Source organism: Pseudomonas sp. FBCC-B1667 (genome assembly GCF_059133255.1).
Window position 1 is genome coordinate 6,844,576 of the sequence record NZ_CP101437.1, and the last position, 12,979, is coordinate 6,857,554.

14 protein-coding genes are annotated in these 12,979 nt (G+C 60.2%); 5 read left to right on the forward strand and 9 right to left on the reverse strand.

Annotation, left to right across the window (positions count from 1 at the left end):
• Positions 1 to 3: 3 nt before the first annotated feature.
• Genes NL116_RS31635 through NL116_RS31645 form a run of 3 tightly spaced genes read left to right on the forward strand, consistent with a single transcriptional unit; the run spans position 4 to position 2,602 of the window.
• Positions 4 to 1,083, forward strand: coding sequence for a COX15/CtaA family protein (locus NL116_RS31635; protein ID WP_494375455.1), 1,080 nt, complete (start codon positions 4 to 6; stop codon positions 1,081 to 1,083).
• Positions 1,071 to 1,970, forward strand: coding sequence for a heme o synthase (cyoE, locus tag NL116_RS31640; RefSeq protein ID WP_059181881.1), 900 nt, complete (start codon positions 1,071 to 1,073; stop codon positions 1,968 to 1,970). Before NL116_RS31635 ends, cyoE begins: the two co-directional genes overlap by 13 nt.
• Positions 1,967 to 2,602, forward strand: a complete 636-nt coding sequence (locus NL116_RS31645) for an SCO family protein (RefSeq protein WP_310262989.1) — start codon at positions 1,967 to 1,969, stop codon at positions 2,600 to 2,602. Before cyoE ends, NL116_RS31645 begins: the two co-directional genes overlap by 4 nt.
• 176 nt (positions 2,603 to 2,778) lie before the next feature.
• Here NL116_RS31645 and NL116_RS31650 read toward each other — a convergent pair whose 3' ends face one another.
• The 3 genes from NL116_RS31650 to NL116_RS31660 form a co-directional block, all read right to left on the reverse strand.
• Positions 2,779 to 3,549 carry a MetQ/NlpA family ABC transporter substrate-binding protein gene (locus tag NL116_RS31650; protein WP_494375456.1) on the reverse strand — a complete coding sequence of 257 codons (771 nt, stop codon included), beginning with the start codon at positions 3,547 to 3,549 and terminating at the stop codon, positions 2,779 to 2,781.
• Between the two features lie 90 nt (positions 3,550 to 3,639).
• Positions 3,640 to 4,314: a methionine ABC transporter permease gene (locus NL116_RS31655; protein WP_027926140.1), complete on the reverse strand. Its 675-nt coding sequence runs from the start codon at positions 4,312 to 4,314 to the stop codon at positions 3,640 to 3,642.
• The gene (locus tag NL116_RS31660) at positions 4,314 to 5,321 is read right to left on the reverse strand and encodes a methionine ABC transporter ATP-binding protein (protein ID WP_123433290.1); all 1,008 of its coding nucleotides are present in this window, start codon (positions 5,319 to 5,321) and stop codon (positions 4,314 to 4,316) included. The genes NL116_RS31655 and NL116_RS31660 overlap by 1 nt, the downstream gene beginning before the upstream one ends.
• A gap of 263 nt (positions 5,322 to 5,584) precedes the next feature.
• Between NL116_RS31660 and katE the strand changes: the two genes are divergently transcribed.
• The gene (katE, locus tag NL116_RS31665; RefSeq protein WP_494375457.1) at positions 5,585 to 7,723 is read left to right on the forward strand and encodes a catalase HPII; all 2,139 of its coding nucleotides are present in this window, start codon (positions 5,585 to 5,587) and stop codon (positions 7,721 to 7,723) included.
• Positions 7,724 to 7,817: 94 nt separating this feature from the next.
• On the opposite strand, the gene NL116_RS31670 is transcribed toward katE, so the two are convergent.
• Genes NL116_RS31670 through zur form a run of 4 tightly spaced genes read right to left on the reverse strand, consistent with a single transcriptional unit; the run spans position 7,818 to position 10,620 of the window.
• On the reverse strand, positions 7,818 to 8,534 hold the full coding sequence (locus NL116_RS31670; RefSeq protein WP_494375458.1) for a PA5502 family lipoprotein: 717 nt from the start codon (positions 8,532 to 8,534) through the stop codon (positions 7,818 to 7,820).
• A gap of 37 nt (positions 8,535 to 8,571) precedes the next feature.
• Complete coding sequence (znuB, locus tag NL116_RS31675) at positions 8,572 to 9,360, reverse strand: zinc ABC transporter permease subunit ZnuB (RefSeq protein WP_494375459.1); 789 nt, start codon at positions 9,358 to 9,360, stop codon at positions 8,572 to 8,574.
• Complete coding sequence (gene znuC / locus NL116_RS31680) at positions 9,353 to 10,138, reverse strand: zinc ABC transporter ATP-binding protein ZnuC (RefSeq protein WP_494375460.1); 786 nt, start codon at positions 10,136 to 10,138, stop codon at positions 9,353 to 9,355. The genes znuB and znuC overlap by 8 nt, the downstream gene beginning before the upstream one ends.
• On the reverse strand, positions 10,138 to 10,620 hold the full coding sequence (gene zur / locus NL116_RS31685) for a zinc uptake transcriptional repressor Zur (protein ID WP_494375461.1): 483 nt from the start codon (positions 10,618 to 10,620) through the stop codon (positions 10,138 to 10,140). The genes znuC and zur overlap by 1 nt, the downstream gene beginning before the upstream one ends.
• Positions 10,621 to 10,686: 66 nt before the next feature.
• Between zur and NL116_RS31690 the strand changes: the two genes are divergently transcribed.
• Complete coding sequence (locus NL116_RS31690) at positions 10,687 to 11,607, forward strand: zinc ABC transporter substrate-binding protein (RefSeq protein ID WP_494375462.1); 921 nt, start codon at positions 10,687 to 10,689, stop codon at positions 11,605 to 11,607.
• 57 nt (positions 11,608 to 11,664) lie between these two features.
• Here NL116_RS31690 and NL116_RS31695 read toward each other — a convergent pair whose 3' ends face one another.
• Positions 11,665 to 12,615: a homoserine kinase gene (locus NL116_RS31695; RefSeq protein WP_494375463.1), complete on the reverse strand. Its 951-nt coding sequence runs from the start codon at positions 12,613 to 12,615 to the stop codon at positions 11,665 to 11,667.
• A gap of 57 nt (positions 12,616 to 12,672) precedes the next feature.
• Positions 12,673 to 12,963: a DUF2782 domain-containing protein gene (locus NL116_RS31700; protein WP_494375464.1), complete on the reverse strand. Its 291-nt coding sequence runs from the start codon at positions 12,961 to 12,963 to the stop codon at positions 12,673 to 12,675.
• Between the last annotated feature and the right edge of the window lie 16 nt (positions 12,964 to 12,979).

A 12,979-nucleotide genomic window follows, 5' to 3' on the forward strand; every position in this document is an offset into this window, starting at 1 on the left:
GTCATGGCCAAACCTGGATTTCGCCTTGCGCTGTTTGCCACTTTGCTGGCACTGATTGTGGTGCTGCTCGGCGCCTACACTCGCCTGACCCACGCCGGCCTCGGCTGCCCTGACTGGCCGGGTTGCTACGGTTTTATCAGCGTGCCGAAAAGCGAAGCCCAACTGGCCCATGCCGAACTGCATTTTCCCGATACACCCGTGGTGGCCCACAAGGGCTGGAACGAGATGATCCACCGTTACTTTGCCGGCACGCTGGGGATGCTGATCGCCGTGCTGGCCGGTCGCGCCTGGGTGCATCGTCGTCATCCGGGGCAGCCGCTCAAGCTGCCGCTATTCCTGCTGGCGGTGGTGTTCGCCCAAGCCGCGTTCGGCATGTGGACGGTGACGCTCAAACTCTGGCCGCAGGTGGTGACCGGGCATTTGCTCGGCGGCTTTGCCACGCTGAGTCTGCTGTTTCTACTGACTTTGAGGTTGTCCGGCGTGCTGCCGGCGCTGACCGTGCCACGTCGTTTGCAGTATTGGGCGACGGCCGGGTTGTTGCTGGTGATCCTGCAAATCGCCCTCGGCGGCTGGGTCAGCTCCAACTATGCCGCCGTGGCCTGCATCGATTTCCCGACCTGCCATGGACAGTGGATTCCACCGGCTGATTTCGCCAACGGCTTCCACCTGACTCAGCACATCGGCCCGAACTATCTCGGCGGGCAACTGGACAGCGACGCCCGCACCGCGATTCACCTCACCCACCGAATCGGCGCGCTGCTGGTGACCCTCGTGCTGCTCGGGCTCGCCTGGCAGCTGAAAGTTGTCGGCATGACACGCCTCGCGGGGCTGGTGCTGATTGCACTCGCCACTCAAGTCACCCTCGGGATCAGCAACGTGCTGTTCCATCTGCCGCTGCCGGTGGCCGTCGCCCACAATGCGGGCGGTGCAGCCCTCTTGCTGACGATGGTGCTGGTCAATTATCACGCACGAACCAGTCTGGTTCGGGTCAAGCAGCAATCCCCTGCGCGCTGGCGGTTCAGGGCGCGTAAACACTCGGCCGGGCCCATAACAATAAAAGGAGAGATGCCATGGCGACTCTGATCGGCGAACGTCACAGTCAGGCAATCTGGCGCGACTATCTGGAGCTGACCAAGCCGAAAGTGGTGGTGCTGATGCTCATCACCTCGCTGGTCGGCATGTTCCTCGCGACTCGCGCCGGAGTGCCGTGGACGGTGCTGGTGTTCGGCAATCTGGGGATTGCGTTATGTGCCGGTGGCGCGGCGGCGGTCAACCATGTGGTGGACCGGCGCATCGATGCGGTGATGGCCCGCACACATAAACGCCCGTTGGCCGAAGGCCGCGTGTCACCGGCGGCGGCACTGACGTTTGCGTTGGTATTGGCCGTGCTGGGCCAAGCCGTGCTGCTCGCGTTCACCAATGCGCTGACGGCCTGGCTGACCCTCGCTTCGCTGCTCGGCTATGCGGTGGTCTATACCGGCTTTCTGAAACGCGCGACGCCGCAGAACATCGTCATCGGCGGCCTGGCCGGGGCTGCCCCGCCGCTGCTTGGCTGGACTGCCGCCACCGGGCATGTCAGTGCCGAACCGCTGCTGCTGGTGCTGATCATCTTCGCCTGGACCCCGCCGCATTTCTGGGCCCTGGCGATCCACCGCAAAGAGGAATACGCCAAGGCCGACATTCCCATGCTGCCGGTGACCCACGGCGAGCACTACACCAAGGTTCACATCCTGCTTTATACCTTCGCCTTGCTGGCCGTCAGCCTGATGCCCTACGTGATCCACATGAGCGGCATGCTGTACCTGATTTGCGCGCTGGGGCTGGGCGCAAGGTTTCTGCAATGGGCCGTGGTGCTGTACCGTGGCACTCGGCCGCACGCGGCGATCAACACGTTCAAGTACTCTATTTACTACTTGTTCCTGCTGTTTATCGCGCTGCTCGTAGACCACTACTTACTGTTGAACCTATGACTCGAACCCAGAAAACCGTCTTCATTCTCGTGGCCCTGATCGCACTGGTCCTGGGCCTGACCATCAACAAAGTGCTGTCCGGTAAAGGCCAGGGTGATCCGACGGCGCTGATCGATGCGGGCATTATCCTGCTGCCGCAAAGCCGCAATCTGCCGGACGTGAAGATGACCGATCAGGACGGCAATCCGGTGACGGTCAATCAGCTGAAAGACAAGTGGAGCCTGCTGTTCTTCGGCTACACCTTCTGCCCGGACATCTGCCCGACCACCCTCGCCCAATTGCGCCAGATCAAGAGCGAGTTGCCACCGGAAGCGGCGGCCAAGATGCAGGTCATCCTGGTCAGCGTCGACCCGAACCGTGATACCCCGGCTCAGCTCAAGCAATACCTGGGCTACTTCGATCCGCAGTTCAAAGGCCTGACCGCCTCGTCGGTGGATGACATTCAGAAGCTGGCCAATGCAGTGAGCATTCCATTCATTCCGGCGGACACCAGCAAGCCCAATTACACGGTGGATCACAGCGGCAATCTGGCGGTGATCGGGCCGGACGGGACGCAGCGCGGGTTTATTCGGGCACCGTTGAACAATGTGAAATTGGTGGCGCAGTTGCCGGTGATGCTGAACCGCAAATAGCTCGGCACGACACATACCCCTGTGGGAGCGAGCTTGCTCGCGATGGGGCCGGTCCATTCAATATCTTCGTCGACTGTTAAGCCGCCATCGCGAGCAAGCTCGCTCCACAGGGTCCGTGTTGCAGGCATAAAAAATGGGGCGCATTCAATGCGCCCCATTTTTGTTAAAGCTTCAGATCAGAACGCCGGCAATACCGCGCCTTTGTACTTCTCAAGAATGAAGGCTTTGACTTCCGGGCTGTGCAGCGCAGCAACCAGTTTCTTCATCGCATCGCTGTCCTTGTCGTCCGGACGAGCCACCAGGATGTTCACGTAAGGCGAGTCGCTGCCTTCGATGACCAATGCGTCCTTGGACGGATCGAGCTTGGCTTCCAGCGCGTAGTTGGTGTTGATCAGCGCCAGGTCGACCTGGGTCAGCACGCGCGGGATGGTCGCGGCTTCCAGTTCACGGAATTTCAGGTCCTTGGGGTTTTCGGTGATGTCCTTGGTGGTCGACAGGATGTTGTTCGAATCCTTCAACTTGATCAGGCCAGCCTTCGCCAGCAGCAACAGCGCACGGCCGCCGTTGGTGGCGTCGTTCGGGATCACCACGTTGGCGCCGCCCGGCAATTCGGTCAGTGCCTTGTACTTGCTGGAGTAAGCGCCCAACGGCTCAATGTGAACACCGGCAACCGCAACCAGGTGGGTGCCCTTGGCCTTGTTGAACTCATCGAGGTACGGTTGGTGCTGGAAGAAGTTGGCGTCCAGACGTTTTTCCGCCACCTGCACGTTCGGCTGAATGTAGTCGGTGAAGACTTTAACCTTCAAGTCCACGCCTTCTTTGGCCAGGGCCGGTTTCACGAATTCGAGGATTTCTGCGTGCGGGACCGGGGTCGCCGCGACCGTCAGGGTGTCGGCGTGGGCGGAAAAGGCTGCAACGGCAGCGAACGCGACGAGTAGTTTCTTCATTCAGCTAACTCCATATGAGCCACCCGCTTGCGGCGCCCGTTTGGCGCCTGCCAGCGAATGGCCGGCTCATGACTTATTTACGGGTACTGTTTATTTTCTGGAAAAATGGACAACCAATTTGTCACCAACGGTTTGCAGCACCTGGACCAGCACCAGCAGCAACACCACCGTCACCACCATGACGTCGGTCTGGAAACGTTGGTAGCCGAAGCGGATCGCCAGGTCACCCAGACCACCAGCGCCGACCACACCGGCCATGGCCGTGTAGGACACCAGTGTAATCGCCGTCACCGTAATCGCCGCGAAGATGCCCGGACGGGCCTCTGGCAGCAAGGCATTGGTGATGATCTGGCGCGTCGTCGCGCCCATGGCCTGGGTCGCTTCGATGATGCCGCGATCCACTTCACGCAGCGCGGTTTCCACCAGGCGGGCGAAGAACGGCGTAGCGCCTACCACCAGCGGCGGGATCGCACCGGCGACACCCAGCGATGTACCGGTGATCAACACGGTGAACGGAATCATCACGATCAGCAGGATGATGAAGGGCAGCGAACGCAGGATGTTCACCACCAGCGACAGCATCGCGTAGACGCCTTTGGCTTCCAGCAATTGCCGCGGGCTGCACAGGAACAGCAGCACGCCCAGCGGCAAGCCGAGCAACACGGTGAACAACAACGAACCACCGAGCATCAGCAAGGTGTCGCCGGTGGCCAGCCAGATTTCGAACCAGTCGATATTGGCAAAGAACGCAGTCAGGGCTTCCATTAGCGCAGCACCTCCATGTGGACATCAGCCGCGGTGAAACGGGCAAACGCCGCGTCCATGTCGCCACCGGTGACGGCCAAAGTGAGTTGCCCGTAAGGGACGTCTTTGATGCGGTCGATACGACCGGCCAGAATGCTGTAGTCCACACCGGTTTCCCGGGCGACGGTACCCAGCAACGGCGCGTAGGTCGCTTCGCCCTGGAAGGTCAGACGCACGATGCGGCCCGGCACATGGGCGAAGTCATCGCGCTGCTCGCTTTCGTCGATCTGCTCGTCTTCCTGCACAAAGCGCTTGGTGGTCGGGTGTTTCGGGTGCAGAAACACCTCGGCCACCGAACCTTGCTCGACGATCACACCGGCGTCCATCACCGCCACCTGATCGCAAACACGGCGGATCACGTCCATCTCGTGGGTGATCAGGACGATGGTCAGTTTCAGCTCGCGGTTGATCTCGGCCAGCAATTGCAGGACCGACGCAGTGGTCTGCGGATCGAGGGCGCTGGTGGCTTCGTCGCACAGCAGGATTTTTGGTTTGGTCGCCAGGGCGCGGGCAATGCCGACGCGCTGCTTCTGGCCACCGGACAACTGCGCCGGGTACTTCCTGGCATGGTCGGACAAACCCACCCGCGCCAGCAACTCGGCCACCCGCAGATCAATCTCGCTGCGCGACAGTTCGCCGGCCAGGGTCAGCGGCAATGCGACGTTGTCGGCCACTGTCTTGGACGCCAACAGGTTGAAGTGCTGGAAAATCATCCCGACTTGCTGACGGAAGCGGCGCAGGCTGTTGGCATCCAGCGCAGTGACTTCTTCGCCGTCGACGAAAATCTTGCCGCCGCTGGAGTTCTCCAGGCGATTGATCAGACGCAGCAGGGTACTTTTTCCCGCGCCGGAATGGCCGATCAGGCCGAAGACCTGACCGTTCTCAATCGTCAGACTGGTCGGATGCAGGGCGGGAATATCCTTACCGGCAACGCGGTAGGTTTTATGGACGTTTTGAAACTCGATCACGTAGCGAACCTTGTGGGGCGCGTTAGAAAAGGATCAGCGGTTAGCCGGGCGCGCATTTTAGCCTGTCCGTATAGAGGTTATTAGCATTTATTCCGCATTCAACCTTCGATTTGGCAATAACGCGATCAAAGGTCATAAAAAAGGAACGGCTAAAAACCCCATCAGTCACTAATAAGGCAACTCGAAAACGCCCCCGGTGCCGTGCCTGGGGAATGCACAAGAATCCTGGCTACGGCGGGAATCGCAACGAGGAGTTTAGCCTGATGAGTATCAAGAAGCCTGCCCCCGGTAAAAGCGCATTGGCCGGTACCGACACCCTGGACCGCGGCAACACCAATACCAAGCTCGACAGCCTGGAGAAATTTCGCTCCGACGCCACTGAACAGGCCCTGCGCACCAACCAGGGCGTAAAGGTTTCGGACAATCAGAACACCCTGAAAGTCGGCGCCCGCGGGCCTTCGCTGCTGGAAGACTTCATCATGCGTGAGAAAATCACGCACTTTGACCATGAGCGCATTCCCGAGCGCATCGTCCATGCCCGCGGGACCGGGGCGCATGGTTACTTCCAGACGTACGAAAACCATTCTGTGCTGACCAAGGCCGGTTTCCTGCAGGATCCGGGCAAGAAGACGCCAGTATTCACACGCTTTTCCACGGTGCAGGGTCCACGCGGCTCAGGCGATACGGTGCGGGACGTTCGAGGTTTCGCCGTGAAGTTCTTCACCGACGAAGGCAACTTCGATCTGGTCGGCAATAACATGCCGGTGTTCTTCATCCAGGACGCGATCAAGTTTCCGGACTTCGTACACGCCGTGAAGCCGGAGCCGCATAACGAGATTCCTACTGGCGGCTCGGCTCACGATACATTCTGGGACTTCGTCTCTTTGGTGCCGGAATCGGCGCACATGGTGATCTGGGCCATGTCCGACCGGGCCATCCCGAAAAGCCTGCGCAGCATGCAGGGCTTCGGCGTGCACACGTTTAGGCTGATTAACGCCGAAGGCAAATCGCGCTTCGTCAAATTCCACTGGCGCCCTACTGCCGGCACGTGTTCGCTGGTGTGGGACGAGGCGCAGAAGCTGGCCGGCAAAGACACCGACTTCCACCGTCGCGATCTCTGGGAAGCCATTGAGATGGGCGATTACCCGGAGTGGGAGCTGGGCGTGCAGATCATCGAAGAGGAAAACGAACACAGTTTCGATTTCGACATCCTCGACCCCACCAAACTGATTCCCGAAGAAACCGTTCCCATCACGCCGCTGGGCAAAATGGTGCTCAACCGCAACCCGGACAACTTCTTCGCCGAAACCGAGCAAGTCGCGTTCTGCCCGGGCCATATCGTGCCGGGGATCGATTTCTCCAACGATCCATTGCTGCAAGGTCGGCTGTTTTCCTACACCGATACGCAGATTAGCCGACTTGGCGGGCCAAACTTTCACGAGATCCCGATCAACCGGCCGGTGGCGCCGTTCCATAACGGTCAGCGCGATGCGATGCACCGCACCACCATCGACAAGGGGCGCGCAGCGTACGAACCGAACTCCATTGACGGCGGCTGGCCGAAAGAAACACCGCCCGCCGCGCAAGATGGCGGTTTCGAGAGTTATCCGGAGCGGATCGACGCCAACAAGATCCGCCAGCGCAGCGAATCGTTCGGCGACCACTTCTCCCAGGCGCGGCTGTTTTTCCACAGCATGAGCCAGCACGAGCAGGAACACATCATCTCGGCGTACAGCTTTGAGCTCGGCAAGGTGGAGCGTGAGGCCATTCGGGCGCGCGAGGTGAACGAGATCCTCGCCAACATCGATCTGGAACTGGCGAAACGCGTGGCCGCCAATCTTGGCTTGCCCGCGCCAAAAGCCGGGACGGTGGAGGTGCCAAAAACATCTCTGGAGCGATCGCCGGCCCTGAGTCAGGCCAATTTGCTGCCGGGCAACATCAAAACCCGCAAAGTGGCGATTCTTGCAGCCAACGGTGTCGATAGTGCAGCGATTGATGCGATGAAGAAGGCACTGCAGGCCGAAGGCGCGCACGCCAAATTGCTGGGGCCGACCTCCGCACCCGTAAAAACCGCCGATGGGAAAACGTTGCCGGTGGATGCGTCGATGGAAGGTCTGCCTTCAGTGGCGTTTGATGCGGTGTTTGTGCCGGGTGGTGCAGCGTCGATCAAGGCATTGAGCGGTGATGGCGTGGCGTTGCATTACCTGCTGGAGGCGTACAAGCACTTGAAGGCCATTGCGCTGCATGGCGAGGCGAAGCAGTTGCTGGACGTGTTGAAGCTGGAGGTTGATGCGGGGCTGATCGTTGGGGCGGATGCGAAGTTGATCAAGCCGTTTTTTGCGGCGATCGGGCAGCATCGGGTTTGGGATCGGGAGCCTAAGGCTAAAGCGATTCCGGCTTGAGGATTGGTATCAGTAGTTAGAACGCTATCGCGGGCAGGCTCACTTCTACAGGAGTTTTGTGACCCATGTAGGAGTGAACCTGCTCGCGATGCTTTTAGGGTTTACGGGGACTCAGAACCATTTGCGCCGGAATGTTGCGCAGGATCTGCTTTTCCAGCTTCAGATCGAAGTCGGGATCGAGTTTCTTCACCCGCTTGGTCAGCAACGTGGCGAGCCAAGGGTAATCATCGGTGCGTGGCGCCTGAATGCTCACGTCGCACTGATAGTTCACCACATCGGCGGCGATGGCATCCAGTTGACGACGAAGTTTCGCCATATCGTTGAGATTTAACGCAACCGTGGTGCTTTCAGCCGTCGGATCAATTACCTTCGCCTGAGGTTTGGCTTCAGCGGCTCTCAGATCGGCTTCCGCTTTATCCAGCTCGGCTTTGCGAGCCGTGACGATGGCGTTGTTCACTCCACCGGTCAGCGCCGGTGCTTTCGGCATCAGGACCCGAGCACGGCTCAACGCAGTGGCGGCGGCATTCACATCACCTTTTTGCAACACGATCTGGCTACGGCGCAGATAGGCTTCGGCCAGTTGCCGTTGGTATTGCTCAAGGGATTGATCGTTGGGGGACAGGGACTGCAAGGCGGCCAGTTGATCTTCGGCGGTGGCCAACTCGTTGCTGGCGAGGCTTTGTTGCAGCTGTGCGATGGCCGTAGCGCGCGCATCCGTGGACTCGGTGGTCGCCGGTGGCGTGCTTTGGCAGGCGCCCAGCAGCAAGGAAAATGCGACAAGGAGCAGATAACGTGAGGCGAACGGCTTCATTCCTGCGACTCTCTATTTGCGCAAAAAACGAGCAAGTCTACACCCCTCGACGGGGCAGGACAAAACTCAGCAGAAACAGTGCGGCCGCCGTCACAACAATCGAGGGGCCGGCCGGTGTGTCCTTGAACCACGACAGTGCCAACCCGCCACAGACCGCGAGCATGCCCAGCAGGCTCGCGCCCACTGCCATCTGTTCCGGTGACCGGGCGTGACGTTGTGCCGCAGCCGCGGGGATGATCAACAGCGACGTAATCAGCAAAACGCCGACGATTTTCATCGCCACCGCGATCACCACGGCGATCAGCAACATCAGCGCCAGGCGCAGCGACGCCACCGGCAACCCTTCGACCCTGGCCAACTCTTCGTGCACCGTGATGGCCAGTAACGGCCGCCACAGCGCCACCAACAGCGCCAGTACCGCCGCGCTGCCGCCGAGGATCCAGACCAGGTCGGTCGGACTGATCGCCAGCAAGTCGCCGAACAGATACGCCATCAGGTCGATCCGCACTTCGTGCATGAAGCTTAGTACCACCAGGCCCAGAGAGAGCGTGCTCGGTGCGAGAATTCCCAAAAGGGTGTCAGACGCCAGCGGTTGGCGTTGTTGCAACGTCACCAGCAGCACTGCCAACAGCAAGCAGCCTACGGTTACCGCAACGGTCGGGCTGACGTCCAGCAAGAATCCCAGCGCTACGCCGAGCAGGGCCGCGTGCGACAAGGTGTCGCCGAAATAAGCCATGCGCCGCCAGACCACGAACGAACCCAGCGGGCCCGCCACCAGCGCCAAAGCTAAACCTGCAAGCAGGGCGTAGAGCAGAAAATCAGCCATGCTTGCAGCTATCTCCGTGTACGTGGGGTTGGGCCGCCGAGGCCGCAGTCACCACCGAGCCATGCAGGTCGTGGGCGTGGTCGTGGTGGTGGTGATAAATCGCCAGGCTTTGGGCGTTCTTGCCGAACAGCTCGACGAAAGCCGGATCGCCACTGACTTGCTCCGGATGGCCGGAGCAGCAGACATGGCGATTGAGGCAAACCACTTGGTCGGTAGTGCTCATCACCAGGTGCAGATCATGGGAAACCATCAGCACGCCGCAGCCGTGACGGTCGCGCAGCCGTGTGATCAGGCTATAGAGTTCAGCCTGGCCGGCGACGTCGACGCCTTGCACCGGCTCGTCGAGCACCAGCAGCTCCGGCTCGCGCAGCAGCGCCCGGGCCAGCAGCACGCGTTGCATTTCACCGCCGGAAACACTTTGCACCGGGCTGTCGATCACCTGTTCGGCGCCGACTTCCTTGAGCGCGGACAAGGCCATGGCCCGGTCCACGCCTGGCACCAGACGCAAGAAGCGCAGCACCGAGAGCGGCAGGGTTGGGTCGACGTGAAGTTTTTGCGGCATGTAACCCACACGCAGTTTCGGCTTGCGCCAAACCGTGCCGCTGTCCGGCTTCAACAGCCCAAGCACCGCGCGCACCAGCGTGGTCTTGCCGGCGCCGTTAGGGCCGATCAGGGTAACGATCTGCCCCGGCTCGACGCTCAGGGCGATGTTATCCAGCACGGATTGCCCGGCAAACGTGACGGCAACCTGCTCGAGGCGGATCAGCGCGTTGCTCATCAAGCCCCCTGGCAACCCGAGCAGAGACCGACCACTTCGACGGTCTGGCCTTCGACGATAAATCCCACATCCTTGGCGCTGCCAACAATGGCGTCGCTGATGGATTGCTGTTCGAGCTCAATGGCGGCGTGGCATTCGCGGCAAATCAGGAACTGCCCTTGATGGGCATGGCCTGGGTGATTGCAGCCGACGAAGGCGTTCAGCGACGAGATACGGTGTACGAGGCCGTTTTCCAAAAGGAAATCCAGCGCGCGGTACACGGTGGGCGGCGCGGCGCGGCGGCCATCCTGTTCACTGAGCACCGCGAGGATGTCGTAGGCACCCAGCGGTTTGTGGCTTTGCCACACCAGTTCCAGCACCCGTCGGCGCAAAGCGGTCAGGCGCAGCCCCTGACGTGCGCACAGGGCATCCGCCTCAGACAGAGCGCTATGCACGCAATGAGAGTGGTCGTGGGGACGGCTGGCAATCGGTGTTTTAGGCATGAGCGGCGACGAGTTTTGTGAGAGACGTTATTATGTTACCCGTTCTCGCCTCTTCGAGTGGTCATCGTGTCCCGACTTTTTTCTATCTTTGTTGCATTTGTCGCCAGTTTTCTGCTGATCGGTTCGGTCCACGCCGAGGTCAAAGTCCTCACCAGCATCAAGCCCCTGCAGTTGATTGCCGCTGCGGTGCAGGATGGCGTAGCGATTCCGGAAGCGTTGCTACCGCCGGGAGCTTCGCCGCATAACTACGCCTTGCGCCCTTCCGACGTACGGAAAGTGCAATCGGTCGATCTGCTGTACTGGATCGGTCCGGACATGGAAGGTTTCCTGCCGCGCGTGCTGAAGGGTCGTACGCTGCCGAGCATCGCGGTGCAGGATTTGCCGGGCCTGACATTGCGTCGATTCGCCGAAGACAGTCAGTCCCATGCAGAAGAAGCCGATGAGCATGACCACGATCACCGCCCAGGCAGCCTGGACGCGCATTTGTGGCTGTCCCCGGTGAATGCCCGGGTGATTGCCGCGAAAATGGCCGCTGATTTGAGTGCGGCAGATCCGGCCAATGCAGAGCGTTATCAGAGCAACCTCAAGGCGTTCGATGAACGTCTGGATGCGTTGGACCTGCGTTTAAAAACGCGGCTGGCAGGAATCGTGGGCAAACCGTACTTCGTGTTTCACGAAGCGTTCGACTATTTTGAAGACGCCTATGGCCTGAAACACACCGGCGTATTCAGTGTCGCGGCAGAAGTCCAGCCGGGAGCCCAACACGTCGCAGCCATGCGCGCGCGGCTGCAGGAAGTCGGCAAGACCTGCGTATTCAGCGAACCTCCGTTGCGCCCGCGTCTGGCAGAGACGTTGGTCGCGGGTTTGCCGGTAAAGCTGGCGGAACTGGATGCGCTGGGCGGGTACACGCCAGCGACCGCTCAGGGGTATGAGCAGGTGCTGGAGAAGCTGGGAAATGATTTGGCTGGGTGTCTGGAGTCGTTGTAACCAACACAAAACCTGTGGGAGCAAGCTCGCTCCCGCAGGGGATTTGCAGTTCTGTCTTTAAAGGGCAAACGGCAGCAGTGTGCTGACCTTCTGCCGCTGCGCCAACCGCAACTGAAACTCCATCGGGTCGTGAATCAACACGTCCTGCCCGGCAAAAGACTCTGCCGCGATCAACCGCGACAACCAAAACCGCACGCACGCCACGCGCAGCATCGTCGGCCACAGCTCCGCTTCCGCCGCCGTGAACGGACGCAACGCTGCATAAGCCCCCAGTAATGCCCGCGCCCGCGGCCCGTCGATCAACCCGTCGTCGTCCGAACACCAGTCGTTCAAGGCAATCGCCACGTCGTAGAGCATCGGCCCCGAGCAGGCGTTGTAGAAGTCGATCAACCCGGTCAGGTGCGTGCCTTCGAACATCGCATTATCGCGAAACAGGTCGGCGTGGATATTGGCCCGCGGCAACGCCAGAATTTTTTCCTTCTGCTCGGCGATTTCATCTAGCGCCCGTTTCAACAGATCGCTTTGCTCGGCATTCAGATGGGAGAGAAACTGCGTGCCCTCCTCCAGCATCCAGTCCAGGCCACGATCGGTTTTGCGCTTGATCATGTTGGCCTGGGTTGCCAGATGCAGGTGGGCAAGCAACTCGCCGACCTGCGCACAGTGCTGCGCGTTGGCCTGTTTGACGTGCTTGCCGGCCAGTCGCGGTTGCAGCAGTGCAGGCTTGCCGGCCAGTTCGCGCAGGGCAACACCGTCGGTGGTGCGCAGGGCGTAAGGCACCGGCAAATCGGCCTCGTGCAGGACGTCGAGCAGCTCAATGAAGAACGGCATTTCATCGACCGGACCGCGCTCGACCAGGGTCAGGACGAATTCGCCCTGCTCCAGGCTGATAAAGAAATTGGTGTTTTCGCTACCGGCAGCAATCCCCTGGAAATCAAGCAGGCGGCCGAGGCCATAAGGGGCGAGAAAAGCTTCCAGCTCGGGCCGAGCCAGGGGGGTGAACACAGACATGTTTAAACTGCCAGTACGGGCGCTGCTCGTGAGCCGGCGCCGATTGAAATTAAGAAACTACTTCCACTCAAAAATTTTCCACGCCGGAATCAGCATATCCGGTTGATCCGAGCGGATGAAGTTTGCGTCCGTCCCGTCCGCGCGCACCAGAAAATACGGCGGTGCGCCCTTCGGCGTGACCTTGATCGCATACAGGAAACCGTTTTGACGGTACTCCTGAATGACCTTGTCCCCTTCCGTGTGGATCGTGACTTCTGGCTCGGACTTTGAAACATCGCCCGCCGCCATGACAGTCAATGGAACAGTTGCAAACAAGCCAGCCAGCAACAGGCGATTTAGTGTGCGCATGATAACCTTGTCCCTT